This is a genomic window from Trichocoleus sp. FACHB-262, assembly GCF_014696035.1.
Taxonomy (GTDB): Bacteria; Cyanobacteriota; Cyanobacteriia; order FACHB-46; family FACHB-46; genus Trichocoleus.
In genome coordinates this window covers 162,387-186,295 of sequence record NZ_JACJPK010000086.1, presented here as the reverse complement: position 1 = coordinate 186,295, position 23,909 = coordinate 162,387, and the positions used below count along the sequence as shown (strand labels likewise).

At 51.3% G+C, this 23,909-nt stretch carries 20 protein-coding genes; 10 read left to right on the top strand and 10 right to left on the bottom strand.

Annotated elements, in window-relative coordinates:
* On the top strand, nt 1-849 hold the full coding sequence (fghA, locus tag H6F68_RS18325) for an S-formylglutathione hydrolase (protein WP_190561203.1): 849 nt from the start codon (nt 1-3) through the stop codon (nt 847-849).
* Between the two features lie 157 nt (nt 850-1,006).
* Here the strand turns inward: fghA and H6F68_RS18320 are convergent, their stop codons facing one another.
* Nucleotides 1,007-1,186, bottom strand: coding sequence for a DUF4177 domain-containing protein (locus tag H6F68_RS18320; protein WP_190561201.1), 180 nt, complete (start codon nt 1,184-1,186; stop codon nt 1,007-1,009).
* A 161-nt stretch (nt 1,187-1,347) separates the two neighbouring features.
* Here H6F68_RS18320 and H6F68_RS18315 point away from each other — a divergent pair, with 161 nt between their 5' ends.
* Nucleotides 1,348-2,220 carry a ChaN family lipoprotein gene (locus H6F68_RS18315; protein WP_190561199.1) on the top strand — a complete coding sequence of 291 codons (873 nt, stop codon included), beginning with the start codon at nt 1,348-1,350 and terminating at the stop codon, nt 2,218-2,220.
* A gap of 244 nt (nt 2,221-2,464) precedes the next feature.
* Here the strand turns inward: H6F68_RS18315 and H6F68_RS18310 are convergent, their stop codons facing one another.
* Together H6F68_RS18310 and H6F68_RS18305 are read right to left on the bottom strand one after the other, a co-directional pair.
* Nucleotides 2,465-3,274, bottom strand: coding sequence for an inositol monophosphatase family protein (locus H6F68_RS18310; RefSeq protein WP_190561197.1), 810 nt, complete (start codon nt 3,272-3,274; stop codon nt 2,465-2,467).
* The gene (locus tag H6F68_RS18305; protein ID WP_190561195.1) at nt 3,274-4,710 is read right to left on the bottom strand and encodes an MFS transporter; all 1,437 of its coding nucleotides are present in this window, start codon (nt 4,708-4,710) and stop codon (nt 3,274-3,276) included. The genes H6F68_RS18310 and H6F68_RS18305 overlap by 1 nt, the downstream gene beginning before the upstream one ends.
* A 256-nt stretch (nt 4,711-4,966) precedes the next feature.
* On the opposite strand from H6F68_RS18305, the gene H6F68_RS18300 reads away from it, so the two are divergent.
* Complete coding sequence (locus tag H6F68_RS18300) at nt 4,967-5,917, top strand: aldo/keto reductase (protein ID WP_190561193.1); 951 nt, start codon at nt 4,967-4,969, stop codon at nt 5,915-5,917.
* A gap of 103 nt (nt 5,918-6,020) precedes the next feature.
* On the opposite strand, the gene H6F68_RS18295 is transcribed toward H6F68_RS18300, so the two are convergent.
* A complete protein-coding gene (locus H6F68_RS18295; RefSeq protein ID WP_190561191.1) occupies nt 6,021-7,301 on the bottom strand; it encodes a hypothetical protein in 1,281 nt (426 codons plus the stop codon).
* A 517-nt stretch (nt 7,302-7,818) separates the two neighbouring features.
* On the opposite strand from H6F68_RS18295, the gene murF reads away from it, so the two are divergent.
* Complete coding sequence (gene murF / locus H6F68_RS18290; RefSeq protein WP_190561189.1) at nt 7,819-9,210, top strand: UDP-N-acetylmuramoyl-tripeptide--D-alanyl-D-alanine ligase; 1,392 nt, start codon at nt 7,819-7,821, stop codon at nt 9,208-9,210.
* 173 nt (nt 9,211-9,383) lie between these two features.
* On the opposite strand, the gene mutL is transcribed toward murF, so the two are convergent.
* Complete coding sequence (gene mutL, locus H6F68_RS18285; protein WP_190561187.1) at nt 9,384-11,120, bottom strand: DNA mismatch repair endonuclease MutL; 1,737 nt, start codon at nt 11,118-11,120, stop codon at nt 9,384-9,386.
* Between the two features lie 194 nt (nt 11,121-11,314).
* Here mutL and H6F68_RS18280 point away from each other — a divergent pair, with 194 nt between their 5' ends.
* Together H6F68_RS18280 and H6F68_RS18275 are read left to right on the top strand one after the other, a co-directional pair.
* On the top strand, nt 11,315-11,866 hold the full coding sequence (locus H6F68_RS18280) for a rhodanese-like domain-containing protein (RefSeq protein ID WP_242065563.1): 552 nt from the start codon (nt 11,315-11,317) through the stop codon (nt 11,864-11,866).
* A 222-nt stretch (nt 11,867-12,088) separates the two neighbouring features.
* Nucleotides 12,089-12,469 carry a rhodanese-like domain-containing protein gene (locus tag H6F68_RS18275; RefSeq protein ID WP_190561185.1) on the top strand — a complete coding sequence of 127 codons (381 nt, stop codon included), beginning with the start codon at nt 12,089-12,091 and terminating at the stop codon, nt 12,467-12,469.
* 19 nt (nt 12,470-12,488) lie between these two features.
* Here H6F68_RS18275 and H6F68_RS18270 read toward each other — a convergent pair whose 3' ends face one another.
* From H6F68_RS18270 to trpB, 3 genes are all read right to left on the bottom strand, one after another.
* Complete coding sequence (locus tag H6F68_RS18270) at nt 12,489-13,118, bottom strand: ribonuclease H-like domain-containing protein (protein ID WP_190555084.1); 630 nt, start codon at nt 13,116-13,118, stop codon at nt 12,489-12,491.
* Between the two features lie 90 nt (nt 13,119-13,208).
* Complete coding sequence (locus H6F68_RS18265; protein ID WP_190561183.1) at nt 13,209-13,778, bottom strand: CAP domain-containing protein; 570 nt, start codon at nt 13,776-13,778, stop codon at nt 13,209-13,211.
* A gap of 287 nt (nt 13,779-14,065) precedes the next feature.
* Nucleotides 14,066-15,349 carry a tryptophan synthase subunit beta gene (gene trpB, locus H6F68_RS18260; RefSeq protein WP_313930190.1) on the bottom strand — a complete coding sequence of 428 codons (1,284 nt, stop codon included), beginning with the start codon at nt 15,347-15,349 and terminating at the stop codon, nt 14,066-14,068.
* 383 nt (nt 15,350-15,732) lie between these two features.
* Between trpB and H6F68_RS18255 the strand changes: the two genes are divergently transcribed.
* The 4 genes from H6F68_RS18255 to H6F68_RS18240 all read left to right on the top strand — a co-directional run bounded on the left by H6F68_RS18255 (nt 15,733) and on the right by H6F68_RS18240 (nt 20,706).
* Nucleotides 15,733-17,850, top strand: a complete 2,118-nt coding sequence (locus H6F68_RS18255) for an FAD-dependent oxidoreductase (RefSeq protein ID WP_190561179.1) — start codon at nt 15,733-15,735, stop codon at nt 17,848-17,850.
* Between the two features lie 82 nt (nt 17,851-17,932).
* Nucleotides 17,933-18,286: a hypothetical protein gene (locus tag H6F68_RS18250; RefSeq protein WP_190561177.1), complete on the top strand. Its 354-nt coding sequence runs from the start codon at nt 17,933-17,935 to the stop codon at nt 18,284-18,286.
* A gap of 13 nt (nt 18,287-18,299) precedes the next feature.
* Entirely contained in the window at nt 18,300-18,662 is a 363-nt protein-coding gene (locus H6F68_RS18245; RefSeq protein WP_190561175.1) for a translation initiation factor, read from the top strand.
* A gap of 193 nt (nt 18,663-18,855) precedes the next feature.
* On the top strand, nt 18,856-20,706 hold the full coding sequence (locus tag H6F68_RS18240) for a family 10 glycosylhydrolase (protein ID WP_190561173.1): 1,851 nt from the start codon (nt 18,856-18,858) through the stop codon (nt 20,704-20,706).
* Between the two features lie 153 nt (nt 20,707-20,859).
* Here H6F68_RS18240 and H6F68_RS18235 read toward each other — a convergent pair whose 3' ends face one another.
* Together H6F68_RS18235 and H6F68_RS18230 are read right to left on the bottom strand one after the other, a co-directional pair.
* On the bottom strand, nt 20,860-21,657 hold the full coding sequence (locus tag H6F68_RS18235) for a dienelactone hydrolase family protein (protein WP_190561171.1): 798 nt from the start codon (nt 21,655-21,657) through the stop codon (nt 20,860-20,862).
* Between the two features lie 103 nt (nt 21,658-21,760).
* Nucleotides 21,761-23,368, bottom strand: coding sequence for an NAD(P)H-quinone oxidoreductase subunit 4 (locus tag H6F68_RS18230; protein ID WP_190561170.1), 1,608 nt, complete (start codon nt 23,366-23,368; stop codon nt 21,761-21,763).
* Nucleotides 23,369-23,909: the final 541 nt, after the last annotated feature.

Genomic DNA, 23,909 nt, shown 5'->3' with positions numbered 1-23,909 from the left:
ATGCCTGCATCTCCTCAAGTCATCAATCAATATCGCTGCTTTGACGGCACCGTCGGCTTTTACAGTCACCTGTCTTCTGCTTGTAACGGTGAGATGAAATTTGCGGTATACCAGCCGCCCCAAGCCAAGACAGAACCCGTGCCTGTGTTGTATTTCCTCTCTGGGCTGACTTGCACCGAAGAAAACTTCATTACCAAAGCAGGAGCACAGCAGTTTGCCGCCAAGCACGGGGTGATGCTCGTGGCACCGGATACGAGTCCACGCAATACAGGTATTCCTAGTGAAGATGAAGATTGGGATTTTGGTACAGGCGCTGGATTCTATGTCGATGCTACCCAAGAGCCGTGGAGCCAGCACTATCGGATGTATAGCTACATCACCGAAGAACTACCAGCGCTGATCGCAGAGCATTTTCCGGTGAAGCGCGATCGCCAAGGTATCTTTGGGCATTCAATGGGGGGTCATGGGGCGCTGGTTTGTGCGCTGAGAAATCGCGATCGCTATCTTTCAGTATCTGCCTTTGCGCCAATTGTGGCTCCCATACGTTGCGCTTGGGGACAAAAAGCCTTTAGCAATTATTTGGGTGCAGATCAGGAACAGTGGCGATCCTATGATGCTAGTGAGTTGATTCTTAGGGCTGATTGGCAGCGTCCGATTCTGATCGACCAAGGCACAGCAGATAACTTCCTAGAAAATCAACTAAAACCGCAGTTATTTGAGCAAGCCTGTACCCAGGTAGGGCAACCCCTCACCTTGCGAATGCAGTCAGGGTACGACCATAGCTATTACTTCATCGCTACATTCATGGAAGACCATATTCGCTATCATGCCGAGGCGTTGTGGGCATAAAAAAAATCCCCAGCGCAAGGCCAGGGATTAAATTCAGGGTGCATCTACCATTCCTTTCTTCTAGAAAGGGGTGGGTAGCTCCGGAAAAAGTTGAACAACTTTGGTGGAAATGCAGAGTTGAAAGCTGCGATCGCTCTGCTAGCTCGATTCCATTCGTTTAACTACACTGCTGAGGTCGCTTAAAGAAGGCAACCATATCCTTAGCTGCGTCACTCACCACTGAAACTAATTCCCAGCCTTGCTCACCTAATTCTTTCATGTTTCTCCAGCTACCATTAGCTGCCTGATAAGACCCAGAAGCATTGACGTAAACCGTTATGTACTCAAAACGCTGCATAGTGTTTGGCTCAATGGCAAGGTTTCTAGCTGGCGCAAAGACAGCTTAAATTTGTCAGCTCACCTGTGGCCTGCTGCAAATGCTATCAGCATGCCCTTTCCCAAAGCATTATTCGTTATGGTGAAAAAAGTTTGGTACAGCAATAGGGACAGTTGGAAAGCATGAGCAAAGGTCAGCTAATAAAACTTTGGGCGTGGTCGCTTGGCCTTTTTCTGTGTTTTACCTCACCTGCTCCTGCCCAAACTATTTTTAGCCCAATGCAGCAGCGCTTGAGTCCCCAAACGGTCCTCCGCCAACTAGCAGCCGCCGATGTGATTTACCTAGGCGAGACTCACGATAGCCCAGCCGATCATCGAGCACAACTCAGAATTATTCAAGCGCTTCACCAAAAACAGCCCCGACGGGCGATCGCGTTAGAAATGTTTCAGCGCCCCTATCAACCGGCGCTCGATCGCTATCTAACAGGCCAGATCACCGAGGCAGAGCTGCGTCAACAAAGCCAATTTGATCAACGTTGGGGCTACGACTGGGAGTACTACGCCCCGATTTTGCGCTTTGCCAAAGCTAAACGTCTACCTCTGATCGCCCTTAACACCCCTACCGAAATCACCCGCAAAGTCGCTCGACAAGGCTTAGACAGTTTGACGGCCAGCGATCGCCAATTTATTCCGCCTGCCTCAGAAATCCACGCCGACAACGCTGCCTATCGCCAACGCATCCAGAAAATCTACGAAGAGATGCATCAAGGCCACAGCTCCAGCAACAACTTCGAGCAGTTCTTTCAAGCTCAAGTATTGTGGGACGAAACAATGGCCGACCGCATCGCTCAATTTGCCACCACGCAGCCCAACTATCAAATAGTCGTACTTGCTGGACAAGGCCACATCATCTACGGAGACGGCATCCCCAGCCGAGTCGCTCGCCGCCTCAAAAACACCCCTAACTTCGTGCAGCGCTTAGTCCTACTCAACCCAGAAAATATAGAAAACGGAGGTAGAGCGATCGCGGACTATCTGTGGAAGGATGAAGGATGAGGGAGGAAGGATGAAGGTTTATTTATGGAAAATACTGCTGGACTGGATTGGATTTTAGGGGGACTTGCGATCGCCATCCTCGCTGGAGCCTTACTAATGCTATTTAGTGGTGTTCTCGCCATGAACAAAAAGTAGAACCCCACACCACAAAACCACTTTTGGAGGGGGTCTGGGGGACGCAACCGTCCCTCAGCGGGAGTTTGAGGGCAGGTGCCCTCAAGTTCTTGATTCGCTCAAGTAACCCTTATTTTTCCAAAAACTCCACATACGGCCTAAAAAACGGCACTAACTCCCCCCGGCTGACCACCAAAGTCGGAAACGATCGCTCCCCATAATCTTGCCCCACTTGCAGCGGGAAAATCGGCTCCGATTCCAACGGCACCCAGGTTGCTCCACCCGCCTGCGCGATCGCCCACACCGCCGCAATATCCCAAATCTTCGGAGTTGCCTCCACCGCACCCAACGTCGAACCCAGCGCCACCGTCAGCAGATTGTAAGTCGCCACCCCTAACATGCGAATCTTGCAAGGAAAGCGATTTTGCATCACCGCTGTACTGCGGGCGCACAAACTGAAAAAGTGATTGCGCGAAGGCTCATCGGCGCTGCTATGAATTGGCTGGCGATTGAGAAACGCCCCAGTAGGCCCACTCAATCCAGAATCACCGTACCAAAACCCATGAAACGACTGGCCCAACGTCGGCAAATGCACATACCCAAACACAGGCGTACCACGATACAGCAACCCTAGAGAGATTCCCCAAAGCGGAATGCCGCGGGCAAAATTGGTCGTGCCATCTATCGGGTCAATAATCCAGCACCATTCCGTCCCCGGAAAAATGTGCTCTACCTCCTCGCTCAACACCCCATGCTCCGGGAAAGCCGCCGCGATCGCCTCTCGCAATTCCTGGTCGGCCCACTGGTCGGATTGGGTGACTAAGCTACCATCCGCTTTTTCTGCTGCTTGCGCTTGACCAAAATCCGCCAGTAACTGCTTACCGACTCTAGCCGTCGTCGCCTCAGCAAAGTCAAGAATCGTCGTCCAAAAATCAGTCATTAATCTAGATCACCTTCTAGCACAGCCGCGATCGCCTGTTTGTTATTGCTGCGAAATTCTTGCACATTTACCCGCCCTAAAAACCAAACTGCTAACACCATCCCGACAGCTTGCAGTGCAAACACTAAGCCGTAAGCAAAGACTAAGTTGCTAAACAGTTTCTTGCCAATATCGAGTACCGCTCCGCCAGTCACAGTTGCTAGCGCTCTAGCCATTGCCTGGGACAAACCCCAAGCACCAATAAAAGTGCCTGCTGTTTCTGCTGCCGTGAGATCGAGCATCAAACTGATCGCCCCGGTCGTGGTGATCCCAGAAGCCAAGCCAAACAAGAACAAAGCACCTTGGAGCAATTTGGCATTTTGACTAAAGCCCGACGAAATAATCAAAAGAAAACTCAATGCCACCAAGAAGCAGCCCCAACGAGTCGTCTTCTGCTTACCCAAGCGGGGTACTACCAAAAAGCCAGTGGAGCTAATGCCCAGCAGCGTTCCCATGCCCCAAAAAGCATTCAGCCTCGTTGTTTCTGAGATCTGCATCTGAAAAACCTGCGCCCCGTAAGGCTCCAGCACAGGTTCTTGCATAAACAAGCTAATCGTCATCACCAAGAGAAAAGTGAAAAATAACCCAGTCTGCCGATTAGCGGTCAGAATCTTGAGGGCACGTCCAAAAGTGATGCTATCTTCGCGATCGGCCAGGCTAGAGCGAGAAGCATAGCAGGAATACTTCTTCTCTACCCCAACCGTCGCCAGCAGCGCCAGACCAAACACAGCCGCCGGAATTATCATGAACACGCGATTGATCGATGCTTGCACAGCCGCGATCGGCGCATCTAAGGCCAATGGTTTCAGCACCACACTAATGATGATGGCTCCAATCACAATGCCGACCATCAGCATTGACCAGACAATGCCTACTAGCTTCGAGCGGTTACTTTCATCTGAGACATCTACCAGCAAGGCGGCAAAGGGGGTTGAGCTAGAGCTAAGCGCCAATCCATAAATGGCAAAAACTAACCCTAGTAGCCCTACCCATCCATAGGTTTGAGCAGTCCAGCCTTGAGTTTGCAAGTTACTCCCCAATTGCCACATCACTTGTACCGCGAGGAAAGAGGCGATCGCAAACAAGGCAGCGCCTACCCAAACATAGCCTGTGCGGTGATGGCCCAAAAATGGCTTAGAGTCTGACATCTGGCCAAACCAAACCCGCGCTGGAGCGACAAACTGATGCATCGCGATCGCTCCAGCCGTCACCAAGGCTGGAACTTTCAGCTCATCAATCATCACGCGGTTGAGAACGCCCAAGGTGAGCAAAGACATAATGCCTAAGCCCATTTGAAACAACCCTAACCGGAACATGGTCAACAAGTTAATCCGAGAAATTGCTGCTGTACTAGCTGACGGCTCTAAATTTTCGTTTGAAAAGTCATCCGTTTTCATATCTACTAAAAAGTTGATTAGAACAATATTGATCAGCTGGTTGATGTCGCTTTATTTCTTACGATAGAGGCTTCAAGGAAGCTCTAGAGAGATGAAGCCTAAAGTCATGCGTTCTTATTGCGAAGCAACTCTATCCTCAGGCGTAATCCAAACTCTATAAAAATCCTGGAACGCTTAACTCAAAGCCTCTCCAGCCTTTTGTAGAACGTTACACTCTAAGCACATAACGAAAAGTAAAGAGGTTAGAGGTCACAGTATGCAAACAATAAAGCTCGGCCCCACAGGTCCGGTTGTACCTGCTTTAGGCATTGGTACGTGGGCTTGGGGCGATAAGCTGTTTTGGAACTACGGCAGTCATTATGGCTCAACCGAAGTTGAATCTGCTTTCCGAGCCACCTTAGAAGCTGGAGTCAACTTCTTTGATACTGCGGAAGTCTACGGATTTGGTGAGTCGGAAAAGCTGCTGGGGCAGTTTATGAAGCAAGCTCAACAACCCGTACAAATCGCCACCAAATACGGTCCTGCTCCTTGGCGCTTTGGCGGGCAATCTGTCACTGACGCTCTTACGGAAAGCTTGAAGCGATTGCAAGTAGACCAAATTGCCCTCTACCAAGTTCACTGGCCCTTCACCTTCCTTATGAGCCAGTCAACCTTGATGAATGCTTTGGCCGATGAAGTGCAGCGAGGCAGAATTGCTGCTATCGGCGTGAGCAACTACTCGGCGGACCAAATGCGAGAAGCGCACAAAATTCTAGCTGAGCGGGGTGTGCCTTTAGCAGTGAATCAAGTTCGTTACTCCCTGATCACTCGGCAGATTGAAGCCAATGGCATTCTGGACATGGCGCGGCAATTAGGAGTCACGATTTTGGCCTACAGCCCCTTGGCTCAAGGCTTACTAACTGGCAAATACACCGCAGAAAATTACCAAGAACCTACTGGAGCCCGCCAATGGGATTCTCGCTTTAGCCGCGACGGTCGCCAGAAACTTGCGCCTGTGCTCCATCTGCTTCAAGATTTAGGCACCAAGTATGGTCGGACACCTGCTCAAGTTGCACTGAATTGGTTGATTGCTCAAGGTGGAGTCATCCCGATCCCAGGTGCTAAGAACGCCAAACAAGCCCAACAAAATGCGGGGGCTTTAGGCTGGACGCTCAGCGACGAGGATGTGATGCAACTGAATAAAGTGAGTCATTCTTGGCGCAGTTAGCAGCACAGTTAAGTGGAGGCTGGCGATCGCACCTCACCAAACCTAAGGAGGAGAGCGATCGCCCCAATTCCTTCAGAGGTTGGTATCAATTAATACTTTGGGTTTATTGAACGACTTGATGAATGTAGGAGAGGTCTACCACGCCAAAATTAGTGCTAAGGGCCACATTTAGGTTTTCCAAAGCTTGAATTAGCCAATGCACCCCTTCACGAGCGCAAGCTTCGTAGTGATTGAACAAAATAGAAAAGCGCTTTTCTAAATAAGGCTTCACTTTACGGCAAAGCAATACAATCTTCAGCAACAACCCGGTTGCGGCAGTAGCCCCCAAGTTGGTAATCAGATCGACAAAAACAAAGTGGTTAGGGCGCTGAGCACTTTCTACGACTAAGAAGTTGAGTAGATAAGCGCAAGTTCTAATCAGCAGAAACTCATTCAACCGCTGGTCATGATTATCTGGCAGGGTATTGCGCAGATGCAGGTAAAGCTGATTGTTGAATTGTCGCTTACCGTACTCTGGATCAACCGCAGCCACAATGTATTCATACAAGTCATCCTTAAACGTCGCATAGGATGGCGTGTACTTTGCGTTGAGCAAAAAGCGTTGAGCTAAATCTCGATAAGAAGCATCTCCATCTACTCGCCCCGCAAATTGCTGCAAAGCCTGGTAGAGTTCGTCATCACTCAACAGCGTCGGATTCTTCACCGCTTGAAGTTGGCGGGCTTCTATCAAGGTCGGTGACAAGCGTACGGTTTGAGACTGCCGCACTCGATAGGTGACGTACTGCGACAGATCCACTTCAAATTGTCGCTGAACCTGAGTTTGAATCTGACGGATTGTTTGCTGATGCTCGTAAGAACTGTCTTCGCTCAGCAAGCAGTGGTCATAAAGATAGGGATAGCGCCGAATCAGCGTTCCGAGAGAACGGTTATCCTGCTGCTGCGCTTCATTAGTTTGAATAATGACTCGCGCTAAACGTCGCAGGGTAGCACAGTACTCACTTTGGCAAAACAAGACAACTAGTTCCCGCAAGCGCCTGACTGATTTGCTGCGAGACACCTCAGTAATCGGGCGGGCAGAAGGAGCCTCGAACAGCGCCACCAATTCCAAAATTGGCTGCTGCAACTGCGATCGCGTCTGCCAACGGTTGATTAAAATGTGACAGCAACGATTTAAGACAAACTTGAATTCTTGCTCGGCAAACTTAGACGCAATGAGCTGATCGAGCGCAACGGTAATTTCGCGTTCTGGATAGCCAATGCCATCAATAAACAGTGACCGAAAGCGGCTAATTAGCTGCTGAGGCGACTCATGCTCGACGCAGAAGAGCAAGTGATCATAAAGCTTCTGCTCCTCTGGTGTAATCTCTCGATTGTACTGACCCATCCAAGTAGTCACGTTAGTTTGCGCTCCCACACTGGGGAAAGGAGGCTAAGCGAAAATTTTGTAAGGCTTGATTTATTAGCAACAAATAAAAGATTGACGTAAATACTTAGGAGAAAACTCGGTTTACAAGAAAAGCTTGTAAACTTCAATACTGACTCGATCCTAGTACTCTCCCATCGTACTGGGTGAGATCACTGGTCAATGTGACTGAAGTCACCGATCGTTTAAAGATTCGGTGAAGTTTTCAACCCTCTGAAGTCTACAAGTTAACTGCTTTTTTGACTAGCTTCCTGTTTGGCATGTGGAGTACAGGACAGTCAATCAAGCGCTGAAAAGCTTGTAGACACAGGAACAGAAATTTATTCCATTGAGTAATACAACTACAGTTCAGCCCTTTCCGGAAGGATCGGCATAAATTCATCAAAAATTTTTCAGGTTGGCTTAGGGGCACATTATCCGTGGGTAGGAGCAGGCAGCGGTATGATCACAGCTAGTTTGTTTCAATCACTGCCGTCTTATGCCTTGTCGTGCCACCTTATCCCAGCTCGTAGAGATTCTGCACGCTATACCCCTTAACCTCTCTAGCGCGGATTTAGCGCAGCAAGCAATCGGCATTGGCACCGATACTCGGAGTCTCCAGCCGGGAGAAGTGTTTGTCGCTTTGCGGGGCGAAAAGTTTGACGGGCATGGATTTGTCGGTGCCGCTCTAGACCAAGGAGCGATCGCGGCGATCGTGGATCAAGCTTATGAAGAAACTCCACCACGGGAAAATACTGGGGCTTTTCCTCTGCTTCAAGTGACGGACACGTTGCAGGCATACCAAGCGATCGCGCGGTGGTGGCGAGACCAGTGCGGGATTCCGGTGGTGGCGGTGACCGGATCGGTGGGCAAGACCACTACGAAAGAATTAATTAGTGCGGTGCTGGCAACCCAGGGACGAGTCCTGAAAACCCAGGCCAACTACAACAACGAAGTTGGGGTGCCGAAGACTCTACTAGAACTAGAGCCAGACCATGACTATGCCGTGATTGAAATGGGCATGCGAGGTCCGGGAGAAATTGCTTTGCTGACGCAAATTGCGCGGCCTGACATTGCGGTGATTACGAATGTGGGGACGGCACATATTGGACGGTTGGGTTCTGAGGAAGCGATCGCGCAGGCCAAGTGTGAGTTGTTGGCGGAAATGGCTCCCACAGGGACAGCAATTCTCAACCACGACAGTCCCCTGTTGTTACCCACTGCGGCAACGGTCTGGTCAGGAAAGACCATCAGTTATGGTTTAGCAGGCGGGGACTTCCAAGGACAGTTATTAGATACCAGCACTTTAAGTGTAGAGGGGATGCAGTTTCCTTTACCTCTACCGGGACAGCACAATGCTCTCAATTACTTGGCTGCTCTGGCGGTTGCCAAAAGCTTGAATATTAGCTGGGAGCCTTTGCAGGCGGGACTGGTGGTGGAGTTGCCTAGTGGTCGCGCCAAGCGCCATGAGCTACCGAATGATGTGGTGATTTTGGACGAGACTTACAATGCTGGTTTGGAATCGATGATTGCGGCTTTGCAGTTGCTAGCCCAAACGCCGGGTCAGCGTCGTATTGCGGTTTTGGGCACGATGAAGGAGTTGGGGGAGCGATCGCCGGAGTTTCATCAGCAGGTGGGAGCGATGGCAGCTCAATTACGTTTAGATCATTTGTTGATTTTGGCTGATCCAGCGGAAAGTGCAGCGATGGCGGCTGGAGCGGTGGGGATTACAACGGAGGAGTTTGATGGGTCTGAGGCCGTGGTGGAGCGCTTAAAGCAATTGGTGCAACCGGGCGATCGCTTGCTGTTTAAGGCATCGAGGGCGGTGGCGTTGGATCGGGTGGTGGATAGTTTTTGTCAGGAATTTAGCGCGGGTACGTTGTCGCAGTAGTTTTGGTGGTCTGAGTTGAAGTTTTGAAATCCGAGCCTTGAGGGCGCTTGCCCTCAAACTCCCGCTGAGGGACGGTTGCGTCCCCTAGACCCCCTCCAAACGAGTCTAAGTGTACGTGTTTCGATCCTTTTAGATTTTCTTGTCCCTACTTTTTTCATCCTTCATCCCTCCCCTCAAATCCCATGACTCTTCCCAATCACCCAATGGCGACGGAAGAAGCGGGATAGGGCGGTTTCTTCTAGGGATAGGTAGATGGGGCGACCGTGGGGGCAGGTGTGGGGACGGTGGGTTTGTTGCCATTGGTCGAGGAGGGTTTGCATTTCTGGCAAGGTGAGGGGGGTGCCGTTGCGGATGGCGCTGCGGCAGGCGGTGGCAACGAGGGCGGATTCTAAGTCGCCGCCCAAGCTGAGTTCCCAGAGGGCGGCGGGGCAGTCTTCGCGCTGGGCTAGGAGGTTGGGGGCGGTGCGGACTGCCCAGAGTTGTTCACCAAATGGCTCGACTTCTAGCCCTAGGCGTTGCAGTTGTTCGCGCTGGGGGGCGGAGAGTTGATTGAGAATGGCGGGGGGTTCTAGGGGCACGATGTGCCAGCGATCGCACAGTTGCTCATACAGGACGCGCTCATGGGCAATGTGCTGCTCTACCAACCACATGCCCGCAGGATGCTCGGCAACAATGTAGGTATTGCTGACTTGGGCGACGGCTCTTAGTTCTAGAAGATTGGTGACGGTCGGGTTGGTTGAGTCATCAGTTGTAACAGTGGCTTCGGTTTCTACGGGAATGGTGCGGCTGACTTGATACACACCATCGGCTTCGGCAACTTTCAAGAGTTGTCCCACTCTTTCGGAATGGTAGGACTCGGTGAGTTGGGCTGGACTGAAGTGCAGGGCTTGGGCGATCGCTTGGGTGACGGCTTCTTGCCAATCGCTTAAGTGATGCAGATAGACTTCGGCTTTGGCAGGATGGCGGTTCCAGTCGATGTGGTTAGGGGGAACCTGCAAGTGGGCAAAGCAAACCGGGTAGCGATCGCGGGGGAGGGTGCGGCGAAAGGCGGCCAGAATAGTTTGTTCTAGTTCTGGGGCTTTGACGATGCGGCCATTGATGGCAACTCGCACCCAGTCGGGACGACGACGATGGCAACGGTCTGGCAAGCCTAGGACTAGTTGCAGCTTTTCTAGGCTTGAAGTGTCAGGGTTGGGAATTTCTGGGATAGTGGCGGTTCTGGGGCTAGCGATCGCTATAGCATGTAGGTCACTGAGGTGGCTGCTTCGTAGAATCTGGGCTAAAACTGGCTTGGCATCTTCTCCAGACCAAATCGAGAACCAAGGGCGATCGCTTTGCTCGACTTGCCAGGTAACATGCGGGTGACAGAGGGCGATCTGGTGAATGGCGAGCTGAATCGCACGTAACTGCTGGGCTAGCGAGGGTAAACCTTCACGACGGGCGGGCCAGATGCCAAACAGGTTGCTGGCAGTGACGACGGTACCAGGGGCGATCGCGACAGGCTCAACTCGAATTGGCTCTCCTTGAGTGTTGTAGCTGACTTGCCAACCTGCTTGATTACTATGGAGCCGACTCAAAACTTCTAGTTCTGCCAACTGAGCCAAGCTGTGTAGCGCTTCCCCCCGAAATCCTAAGCTGGTGATCTTCCACAGGTCTTCGCTCGCTTGAATTTTGCTGGTGCTGTGGGGCGTGGCGGCTTGTTTCAAATCTGCCAAGTCCATGCCAGCGCCATTATCGGCTACTCGGACTCGCCATTGCTCTGGCCAGAGCGCGATCGCAATGCGGGTTGCCCCTGCGTCTAGGGCGTTTTCGACTAATTCCCGCACAACTGCCGCCAGAGAATCAATCACTTCTCCAGCCGCAATTAAATGGACTACCTCTAGCGGTAGGGTCTGAATTCTGGGTGCCATAGATCCAGTTTAGAGGACAGATCTGCTGGAGCGGGGCTAGGTTTCGAGTGCGATCGCCTTGCTTTTGAACGCACTTGAAAGGTATGCGATCTCTCCAAAGGGAGAACTTTTTGACCTTACTACTCAGGGGGGATCGATTGCCTTTGGGCTTGCGATTACAGTTCAGATGATGTGATTCGATTAATAAGCTCGTTATGGAAAATATGCAAGATAAAGCTAGAAGTGCCGTAGATAATGCTGCTCACGCTGCGGATAACGCAACCCATAAGGTCGCAGATGCAATTGAACATGCTAAAGAAGCTTTGCCCAATGTCACTCCTACCCCTCCTGGCCTGAAGGCTCAATCTTCGGTGCATGACCTCAAGTCTCGTTTGGAGTGGGGTGAGCCTGCACTGACGATTCTAGATGCTCGCGATCGCAACAGCTTTAACGCCAGCCACATCACTGGAGCCATGTCCATGCCAATGGATGAGTTGGTGTCTTGGGCGCAGTCCAGCCTAGAACCCAGCCGCGACATTTATGTGTATGGTGGCAACGAGCAAGAAACGGCTCAAGCAGCCCAAACCCTCCGGGGCGCTGGTTTCTTCAATGTGGCTGAGCTAAAAGGTGGCTTGGAAGCGTGGAAAGCAATAGATGGAGCCACTGACGGTGCTGAGGACTCTCAAAGACCTCCTGGACCCGAAGGATACAACGTGATCTCTGCGCTCGCCAATCACACTCAAAAGCAAGAAATTGATTTCCAATAATTAATCATTGAACCCTTGCTGCGTCTGGTGTCTTGCTTTTAAGCGCTAGATTGATTTCGGGGCCACCTTGAGGTGACGCCCCATTTTTAATCTTTAGCTGAGCAGTTGCCGCTTTAAACGAGACACCAAATCAAGGTTCAAAAGTCAAGGTTTCTACATAAAATTTTGCAGCTCGCAAAATCAGTTGTTAGATTGCAAGCAAAGCTACTTGGCATTCTCCACATGGACGCGTTCTTTAGCCTTCTCCCTCGGCCCCCAGCGCTACGGTCCAAGTCTCGCGTCTACGACCTCAAAGCTCGCTTAGATTGGGGTGAACCCGCACTGACAATCATTGATGTACGCGATCGCAGCCAATTCAACCTCAGCCACATCACGGGCGCAATTTCTATGCCTCTGCCCGAGCTTCCCGCTCGCACCCTAGATTCCCTAGAGTTCGATCGCGACTTGTACATCTACGGCGATATTGATGAAGAAGCCGCAGAAGCCGCTGCTAAACTACGGGCCGCCGGATATCGCCAGGTATCAGAGTTACGAGGTGGCTTGCCCGCCTGGAAAGCCGTGGGCTACCCGATTGAAGCGACGCTGACCGCCTTTCAACGCTAAAAGGGTGCTTTTTGTAGGTTTAGTGCTCAAACAAGTCTTTGTATTGCAGCAAGTCCAGTGCCACGAGGGTCGGCAGACAGTTAAAGCATTGCTGGGCAAGATCCCATCGCTCCTCTCGCTGCAACATGGTTATGAGTTTCTGGCGCACGCTCAAAAGATAGCGCACATCATTAGCGGCGTAGCGCAGTTGCTCGTCTGACAAATTGGCTGCGTTGCCCCAGTCCGAGCTTTGAGCACTTTTATCTAGCTCTACTCGCTCCAACTCTTGCACCACATCTTTCAGACCGTGGCGTGGAGTATACGTGCGGGCTAGTTTACTGGCGATTTTGGTACAGAAGATGGGTGCGGTCTGAATACTCAAATTGTGCTTCAGCGTGGCGATGTCAAAACGGGCAAAGTGAAACACCTTTGTTACTGTCGGCGCTTCTAACAATTCCTGGAGATGGGGAGCCTCCGTTTGGCCACGCTCAATCCGCACCACGGCTCCTCGGCCTTGAGGATCGCAGAGTTGGACTAAACAAAGGCGATCGCGGTGGGGTAGTAAACCCATTGTTTCTGTATCAACCGCGATCGCTTCGGCGGGTAAGTATTGCTGTAATGCTGCTTCAGGTAAGTCGCGATCGTAAACCTGAAAGTCTTCAAAATCCATCGCTCAACCGCTCATAAACAAAGTGCCCGAAACCGCCACAGCAGCAGGGCACCTCTTATTGTATGGGCTACAAGAGCCTGAGACTATCCGTTATCGCGAACGAATAAAGACCTGAGTGAAGTAATATTCGCCTTTGGCGTTTTTGGCCACACCGATGCCGCTGACGTTGTAGTTGCCTTCGATGTTGGTGCGGTGTCCCGTGCTTTTAATCCAGCCTTGCACTGCCTTAGTCGCAGGATCACTAAAGCCTTGGTTATAAGCAACGTTTTCAGCCGCCCCTCTGTACGCTACTGTTTTAGCGATCGCTGCGACTCGTGGTTGAAATCCATCATGGCTGAATGGCACTTTACCATTGGCCATGTTTTGGCTGTGTTTGCGAGATTGCTCCGCGATCGCTGCGTTCCAAGTTAATGCAGGTAGGCGCTTGGAAGCACGGTACTTATTGATCTGATCAAAAGCAGATTTTTCAATAGCGGTGAGTGAACTAGCCGTTGTTGGGGTTTGAGCGAGTAGTTGTGTGTGTGAGTGAGCAGGCTGAGCCGTTGGGCTAAGAGATTTGGTGATGGCAGGGGCAGGATTTTGGTGAGTGAAAACTCCCACCAATCCACCCGTCATCACGACGGCACTGCAAGCAATCCCAGTCAGGAGGGGTCGCATCATGAAACATGGCTCCTATTTGATCTAGAGCAAGTCAGAAATGGTAGATGAGGTGCATGCAACCCTGAGTCAGTCAAGTTTTGAGGAGAGAAAAGATTCTCAAGCTAACACCCGATCTATTCGGACTTGTAACTAGAACAATGGTTCCCTAATTGGCGATCGCTTGCGAGGGCGTAGCCCTTATCGCGCTTCTCAAAGTAAGGGCGAAGCATTCGGTTGAGAGTCTTTGGAGTTGCCCAAAGTACTATTGCCGAACGCTTCGCCCCTACGAAAGGCAAAAGGTAGAATCCCTAGGAATTCTGCTCGTCCAGCTTCAGGTATTTGATCACACTTTGCACATCCTTGTCGCCACGGCCAGAGCAGTTGATCACAATGCGGGGGCTACCTTCGAGTTGGGGGCAAAGGTAATCTAAGTAGGCGATCGCATGAGACGTTTCCAAAGCGGGAATAATTCCTTCCAACTTAGAAATCAACTGGAAGCCATCTAGTGCTTCTGCGTCCGTGATGCTGTAGTACTCCGCTCGACCGCTGTCTTTGAGGTAGCTGTGCTCAGGGCCAACGCCAGGGTAGTCTAGGCCCGCACTAATCGAGTGTGGCTCGACTACCTGGCCGTCTTGATCTTGTAATAGATAGCTCATCGCCCCATGCAACACACCCACACGACCACGAGTTAACGTCGCTGCGTGCTTCTCCGTATCTACGCCTTCTCCAGCCGCTTCAATACCGATCATCCGGACACTCGATTCATTCACAAATTCGTGGAACAAACCCATCGCATTCGAGCCACCGCCCACGCAAGCCAGCAGGATCTCAGGTAAACCACCCCACTTTTCTTGGCACTGTGCCCTGGTTTCCTGACCAATCACCGCTTGGAAGTCGCGCACAATCATTGGGTAAGGATGCGGACCTGCAACCGAGCCGAGAATGTAGTGAGTCGTTTCCACATTCGTCACCCAGTCTCGAATCGCCTCCGAAGTCGCATCCTTCAGCGTGCCCGTCCCAGAAGCCACCGGACGCACCTCAGCGCCCATCAATCGCATCCGGAAGACGTTCAGAGCTTGCCGCTCCATATCGTGCACACCCATATAGATGATGCACTCCAGCCCAAAGCGAGCACAGACCGTTGCCGTCGCCACGCCATGCTGTCCCGCGCCCGTTTCCGCAATAATCCGCTGCTTACCCATCCGCTTCGCCAGCAGCGCCTGAGCCAAAGAATTATTGATTTTGTGAGCGCCTGTGTGGTTTAAATCTTCACGCTTCAGATAAATCTGGGGACCACTCCCATCCGGACGAGCATACCGAGTCGTCAGCCGCTCCGCAAAATAAAGCGGGCTGGGCCGTCCCACATAGTCCCGCATCAGGCCTTGTAACTCTTGCTGAAACTCTGGATCGTTGCAGTACTGATGAAACGCAGTCTCCAACTCACTCAACGCTGGCATCAGCGTTTCTGGCACATACTTACCACCAAACTGACCAAACCGCCCTAGCGCATCAGGCCGCTGAGCCGAGGTAATCACTTCAGCAAGATTATCGATCGCAGATTGATGGGTAGAAGAAAGAGGAGTACGTGTCACAGACCTGACGCAGTGAGGGGACAGGTTCATTATAGGAAATCCCACTAGTTCTGAAACAGCGATCGCGAGAAAAGGAGGGAACAGGAAAGGATGAAAGAGGAGGGATGAAGGATGAAAAGTCAGGAGTCGGGAGTTGGGAGAGTGAAGCATTACAAAGTGCCGAAAACAAAGTACCAAAACACCCACACTTAGACTCGTCTGGAGGGGGTCTGGGGGACGCAGCCGTCCCTCAGCGGGAGTTTGAGGGCAGGTGCCCTCAAGTCTTGATTTTGCCCAGAACTTAAATCAAGCTGTGGCAAACCAAGCTAAACCCCTAACCCTGCTTAAAATCCATAAATCAGGCTTTTCCGCATCCCACCATTCTCAACCGCCAAATTAAAGCCATGCCGACACCACAGCCAGTCCGCCAGCAAGGGGGAATCTTCGACCCCAACACCTTCACAAGGCCAGAGAATGGGCGATCGCTGTCTTACCCAATTCTGATTGTGGGCGGTTCCACAGCCGCCTATGCTGCCACCCTCGCAGCCCTACGCAGTGGCATCACCGTTTGTCTTGTCCAACCCCAAGCCGTAGTTGGCGGACAATTCACCGCTCAAGCCCTCCCCGCCTCCGATGATGGCGATCTCCTGCGCCAAGCAGCCACTCCCTTTCAAGTCGAAGGCGAGCGGTTTGCCATTTCTAAAACCCAACGCAGCTTCCGCGATCGCCAACGGGAATTGCAAAAGCTCAACGGTAAAAAAGTTGCCAATCCCGGCGGAGGTTGGGTCAGCCCCCTAGCCACGACCCCTGTGGTCGCCGCCACCGCGATGAACGAAGCGATCGCCCCTTACCTCGCCCAAGGCAAGCTCATCCTGATTCCTTTTTCTGAACCGATTAAAGTCGTGACTAGCAACGATCCAGGCCAGCGTCGGCGCGTGACGGGAATTGTGTTTCAAGATCGCCAGAACAATCACACCTTTACGATCAACAGCAGAGTCATCCTAGAAGCGACAGAGTTGGGAGACTTGCTAGAACTAGGCAATATTGAATCTCGCGTCGGTCAGGAAGCCCGGAGTGAAACCGGAGAGCAAGCCTTGCCCGAACGAGCCTTGCCCCAATGTCAGCAATCTTTTACCTTTGGTGCTGTTGTCGAACGGACGGCTCCGGGACGTGGGGTGGCGATCGGGGCTCCTCCTGGATATAACAGCAGCCCTTGGCTAAATGCCGCAGAGTTTCAAAGCGCCTTTTGGCACAAAAGCCGTGGACAGTGGGAACCCCAACCCCGTGAGTTTTTCAATCCTTTTGGCATCTTTCGCTATCGACGAATTTCCCGAGCAGCCGAAAATGAGAAAACAATTAGCCCTGGAGATGTCACCGTCCTAAACTGGGGCCAACATCAACATGGGGAAAACGGGCCTTGGTGCTGTGGCAATGACTATCGAGTCGGGGTTCTGGTAGGTATGAGCCGAGAAGAACGGCAGCGCCATATTCAACAAGCCCGCGATCGCGCCCGTGCTTACGTTCACTATTTGCAAACCAACGGAGTCCCAGACCTGAAACCACGCGGCGACCTCACTTGGACTCGGGATGGTATTGCCATAGAGCCTTACATTCGCGAAGCTAGACGTGGCATTGCGGCCACCACAATTCGCCATGAAGATGTCGCCAAGCCCTTTTTCCCTGGCCAGGCAAGAGCAAAAAGCTTTGAGGATAGTGTCGGCATTGGGCAGTACCACTATCTTGATCTGCACGGCAATGACGAGCCAGGGCATGCCAGCTTGCCAGGCGAAAACGTGATTGCGTTGCCTTTTACCTTGCCTCTGGGCGCTTTGATTCCGATTAACACCGATGGCTTGATCCTCTCGGCCAAAAGCATCGGCACTACCCACATTACCAACGCGGCTTATCGCATGCACCCCGTAGAGTGGGCGATCGGAGAAGCAGGAGGTTATTTAGCCGCTCTAGCCGTCAATGCAGGAGTAGAAGTTCGCGATATTGCCACCAACGAAACGCTCAAACGCAAGCTGCAAGGTACCCTAGCTCGCAATGGCATCCCGCTCTTTTGGTTTGATGATATTGCTCACGATGATCCCGACTTTGAAGCGATTCAGGTTCTAGCCGCTGCTGGAATTATTCGCAGTGAAAACTACACCGATCTGCATTTTCGGCCCTCAGCCAGCGTCAATCGAGCTGTGGTCGCGACCGCATTGGTCAAGCTGTTGGGCTTTGACCTGGTTTCGCCTGCCACGCCAACCTTCGTGGATGTGTTGCCTAACTACCGCTGGGCTTACCCGATGATTGAAACATTAGTCGCGAAGCAAATTGCCGCTGGTGTGGGCGATCGCCGTTTTGCCCCAGAACGCCCGATTACTCGCGAGCAACTCTCGTTCTTAGTCAAAAAAGCACTGCCTGCTGCCTACGATCGTGCTTTTGCGAGAACTCCTGCCGACAAACAAGTGCTACAACGGCGAGAACTATCGCGGGTTTTATATGAAGTAATGCGGGTGAAGCTCGGCATTTAGGGGTTGTCTGAGTTATGAAATTGGGCAACAGCCAAAACGATCGCGCTACCGTGGAGATAAAGTTCGCACGTTCAATCCTCCTATGCTGCAAAAAATTCTGGCTCGTCCTTTAGGATGGCTCTTGGTTTTAGGAACTTTGACTGGAAGCGCGATCGCCGTTCATCCTGCTCAAGCTCAAACGCCTGATCTCACACCTACTGAATCTCCATCGCAACCGACGCAAGTAGATCCGACTCTAAACGAGGGTTATCCGATTCGCCGTCAGGATGCGCCGCTGCCAATCCCTCAGGTTTACGAAACCCCTATTGAGCAATTTGAGCCACCCTTCTCCGATGTGCCTCGTGACCATTGGGCCTATGAAGCGGTGACGCGGTTGTTTTACATTGGGGGAGTGAAAGGAGAGCCTACGACTCCCACAAATTCTACTCAGCAATAAGCAGCTTCTGACTATGGCTTCTTCTAAGCGCAAGCCGACTGATAAGAGCGATCGCGTTGTCTACTCTGAGTTTGGTAACTCTGCCAATCCTGATGCATTTGCGCGTGGGGTGCCCGATTTACCGCCCAATCAACAAAACTTGAAGGTGCAGGCGACCCGGAAAGGCAAGGGTGGCAAAACGGTGACTGAAATTATAGGATTTCAAGCCAAGGCAGAAACATTAGCCGATTTGTTGAAAAAGCTAAAAGCCCAGTGCGGAGCGGGTGGCACCGTAAAAGAGAATGCGATTGAAATTCAGGGTGACCACACACAGAAGCTCGTAGAAATTTTGATCAAACTAGGCTACAAAGCCAAGGCAAGTGGTAAGTCGGGTTGAGGTAAGGAGCGATCGCCTTGTAACATTACCGACGCGAGCGGCACCGTGGCATCACTTTCAGAGTCATGGATTAAATGGGCTTAGATGAGGCCCACTTTTTTTGACGGAATTTGGGGCAACTTAATTGGATTAAGAGAGATAAGCCGCCATCCATTCGTCTTTGCCTGTCACCTCGGTCTTACAGAACTTTTCCATGCATAAAATCTACCGACCCCGCTCGCCGCTGACCTTCCTCACCACCTTTTTGACTGCGATCGCGATGGTGATTGCAGCGGGTTTGATGACCCCCACCACCGCACAAACGAGCCCAACTAAATTTAAGGACGTTCAAGGTCACTGGGCACAGAACTGTATTGAAAATTTGGCTGATCAGAAAATCATTAGTGGCTATCCCGATGGTAGCTTCCGCCCCAGTGCCCCCGTCACGCGTGCTGAATTTGCCGCAATGGTGGTGAAAGCGTTTCCGGGAGCCGTTAATGCTACCCTACCGACCGCACCCATCCGATTTAGTGATGTAGCGACTAATTATTGGGCGGCTCAATCGATTGATAAAGCATCTGGTGCGGGGTTTATGTCCGGTTATCCCGGTCGAATTTTTAGACCAGCCCAGAACATTCCTCGGGCTCAAGTTCTAGTGGCATTAGCAGGTGGCTTGGGCTACAAAGCTGCTCAACCTGTTGCCACGACCTTGAGTGCTAACTTTAACGATGCTCAGGCGATTCCTGACTATGCTCGGAATGCGATCGCAGCAGCAACTGAAAGGCAAATTGTCGTCAACTATCCCAACGCCAAATCCCTCAATCCCAACCAAGTAGCAACCCGCGCCGATGTAGCTGCGGCCATTTGTCAGAGCCGAGCAGGTACTAGTCAACTCGCCCTAATTCCCGCTCAATATGTGGCAGGGAATAAACCTCAGTCCCAGCCTCAAAGCACTAACAAAACGAGCGAAATCCGAGGCGTGTGGCTCACCAACGTCGATAGCGAGATCTTGTTTAGCCGCGATCGCCTCAAGAATGACTTACAAGACCTAGCGAAACTCAAGTTCAACACCGTTTACCCCACTGTTTGGAACTGGGGCCATACACTCTACCCTAGCCAAGTCGCCAAAAAAGTAATTGGTACCGAGGTTGACCCAACACCAGGCCTGCAAGGGCGAGACATGCTCGCGGAAGCAGTCGAAGAAGGCCACCGTAATAATCTGGCTGTGATTCCTTGGTTTGAGTTTGGTTTCATGGCTCCTGCCGAGTCAGATTTAGTGGCGCGTCATCCTGACTGGCTTACCACTCGACAAGACGGTTCCACGATTTGGGCAGAAGGCAAGCACAGTCGCGTTTGGCTCAATCCTTTCCAGCCGGAAGTGCAACAGTTCATGATCGATTTGGTCACCGAAATTGTCACCAAATACGACATTGATGGCATTCAGTTTGATGACCACTTTGGGCTACCTGCTCAGTTTGGCTACGACCCCATTACCGTCAAGCTTTATCAACAAGAACATCAAGGCCAAAGCCCACCTAGCGATCCCAAAGATGCCGAATGGACTCGTTGGCGTGCCGACAAAATTACTCAGGTCTTTGCTCGCACGTTTGAGGCGATTAAGGCTCGTAAACCTAAGGCGATCGTTTCCCTCTCTCCCAATCCGCAAAAGTTCTCCTACGAGGAATTTTTGGCCGATTGGGCCACGTGGGAACGTCGTGGTTTGGTAGAAGAACTGTTGTTGCAGATTTATCGCACTGACTTAAACACCTTTATTTCAGAACTCGATCAGCCTGAAGTTCGAGCTGCAAAACAACATATTCCTGTTGCGATTGGCATTTTGGCAGGCTTAAAAGACCGATTGATGCCAACTCCACAAATCCAAGCCCAAGTGCAAGCGGTACGCGATCGCGACTTCAAGGGCGTGTCTTTCTTCTACTACGAAACCATGTGGAACTTTGACACCAACAACGTCGCCCGTCGCAAAACCGCTTTCCAAAATCTCTTTACCTCAAATGTGACTCGCCCAAATTTGGTGCAGGAGCAGGCGGTGAAGACGGAAGGATGAAAGAGAAGGGATGAGAGATGAAGAAGGAAGGGGCTAGAAGTTAGAAGTCAGTAGCACTAGAGACAGTTCCGATTCTCTATGAGAGGCGAATCGCTTAAGAAGTTAGGGGAACTAAAACCCTTCTGCTCCTGGCTTCTGACTTCTCACTCCTCCCTATCTTCTATTTCCAAAAATCTCCGTAAAAAACTGCTTCATATCTTCCCAAGAGCGGCGATCGGCGGTGCGGTTGTAAGCCACCCCTGTAGAGACATCATTGCCTGCTTCGGCATTTGTGAAACTGTGGACGGCACCGCCATAGCTCACCAGTTCCCAATTGACCTTACCTTGGCGCATCTCCTGCTTAAAAGACTGCACCTGCTCATCAGGTACTAGAGGGTCGTCCCCGCCATGCAATACCAAAACTTTAGCTTTAATGTTCTTGGCATCGGTTGGGTTGGGGGTGTCTAAATTACCGTGAAAACTAACCACCCCTGCAAGATCAGCGCCACTACGCGCCAGTTCTAGGACTGTGCCACCGCCAAAGCAATACCCGATCGCCGCAATTCGCTTAGCATCTACCTGAGGTTGTTGGCGCAAAACATTGAGGCCAGCATTGGCGCGATCGCGTAACAACGCGCGATTAGATCGATACTTGGTCGCTTCAGCGCCTGCCTCTTTCGGGTTCTTAGGCCGAATGCCCTTGCCATAAATATCAGGTGCAAAGGCAACATAGCCCATCTTGGCCAGCTGGTTAGTGCGGCGCTTCACATAAGGCCCGATACCTGTCCACTCATGCACTACCAATACACCGGGTCGCTTGCCTGTTACCGCATCGTCGTAAGCCAAATATCCTTCCAGCACAGTGTTTCCTTGCTTATACTCCACAACTTTGGTGCGTAGAGCTGCTTGGGCGCTTGCTGACCAGACTAAAGCAACCACGGGAGCCAGAAGTACAGAAGTCCAAACTTTCATAGTTTCAATCCTTGCAATCAACAAAAACCCCTGAAATCATACTGCTGACTTCAGGGGCAAGGACAACAATCAAAGTTGTCCGTTGAATTAATGGGGCAGAAATCTACTTCAGCACACCCAGCAGTTCACTCGGTTTCGGAGTTTGTAGTTGAGGTGCGCTCAAGACGCGAGAGAACAAGCGAGAGGGAGGTTGCTCTGCAATTAGAGGTAGGGAGTTTCTGGCTTGAGCGGCGATCGCGACGGTCTTCACGTCGTAGGTTTGGGTCGCCAGCTTAGGATACAAACCAATTCCGATAATGGGCACAATCAGGCAAGCCGTAATGAACACTTCTCTTGGCTTTGCATCCCAGAATTTGACCTGAGCCATTTCAGGGCTAGCTGTGCCGTAGAAAACTTCCCGCAGCATCGAGAGCAAGTAGATGGGAGTCACAATCAATCCCACTGCCGACAGCAACACCACAACGACTTTGAAGGGGTCGCTGTAAGCTTCGCTGCTGGTAAAGCCGAGGAAAACGCTCAATTCACTGACAAAACCGCTCATGCCTGGTAGCGCCAGCGAGGCCATCGAACCCATGGTAAACAAAGCAAACACAATCGGCATTTGCTTCGCCATGCCGCCCATCTTGTCCATCATCAGGGTGTGAGTCCGTTCGTAAGCCACCCCAGACAGGAAGAATAGAGCCGCTGCAATTAAACCGTGGGAAATCATTTGCAGCATCGCCCCGCTCAATCCAACCTCTGTAAAGGAGGCAATCCCAATCAGGACGAAGCCCATGTGGGAGATAGAAGAGTAGGCCATGCGGCGTTTTAAGTTGGTCTGAGCAAACGCTGTCAAGCCTGCATAAATGATGTTGACTACACCGAGCAGAGCTAACACAGGCGCAAAGTAAACGTGGGCGTTTGGCAGCATTTCCACGTTCATCCGAATTAGGGCATAGCCGCCCATCTTCAGCATCACACCCGCCAGCAGCATGGACACAGGCGCGGGCGCTTCACTGTGAGCATCCGGTAGCCAAGTGTGTAGGGGGAACATGGGGAGCTTGACCCCGTAGGCAACTAGAAAGGCTGCGTAGACAATCAACTCGAAAGTTAGAGAGTAGTCCTTGAGGGCCAGCTCTCGCATGTCGAAGGTGACGTTGTCGCCATAGAAAGCCATTGCAAAAGCGGCAACGAGAATAAACAGCGAACCAACCGCCGTGTAGAGAATGAATTTGGTTGCTGCATAGAGGCGTTTTTGACCGCCCCAGACCGAAATCAGCAAATAGATGGGTACCAGCTCTAGTTCCCACATGAGGAAAAACATCAGCAGATCTTGAGCTGCGAATACTCCAATCTGGGCGCTGTACATGGCCAGCATCAAGAAGTAGAACAGGCGCGGCTTGTGGGTGATGGGCCAAGCTGCCATGATGCCGAGGGTCGTGACCAAAGCCGTTAGAAGCACCAGAGGCATCGATAAACCATCAACGCCGACTGACCAGTTAAGACCTATCTGGGAAATCCAGGTATAACTTTCAACGAGCTGTAGCTCGGGGTTTTGTAAATCGTAGTGCTGCCAGAAGGTGAAGAGAGTTAGGACTAGATCTACTAAACCCACCCCTAGGGCGTACCAGCGGACAACTTTGTTGTCTTTACCAGGTAAGAAGGGGATGGGCAGGGATGCCACGAGAGGCAGCAAGATGATGGTGGTGAGCCAAGGAAAATGGGTACTCATGTCAAGACCTAATAATTCGGTCGTTTCGTTACGAAGGGCATTCAGGGTGCTGAATCAATCCGTCTCGATTGGATAGGAGGTCTACCGATTGAAGGGAGGTCAGACCAGATGGTGCTAGGCGCTCTCGAAATCGATGATTGAATAATTGGGATAGCAGCTTAACCAGTAGCCCAAGCTAGAGGGAATTTGCTTCTCCCGCCGCTCCTGTATAAGGTTTCCTTGACAGACTGAGTCAACACGATCAGGACAAATAAGAATATATACTCAACTGAGGATATATACCTAAATACATACTATTGCATTTTGTTAATAAATGTAAACTGCACTGTTTAAATTTATGGTGAAGATTGCTCTCGGTAGTTGAGCGCCCTGTGAGGTTGTCAAGGGCTTAGAGAAGTTTTCCCAGATTTATATTTCTTGTTACAGCTTCGTCTTTCTTTTTGAATTTATGTAAATCAGGAAATTGAGCTTTCGCTGATTAGTTTTAGCTCGGAGATGATTCTGAAATCTTTCATTCCAGAGGTTTGGGGTGGGAAGACCG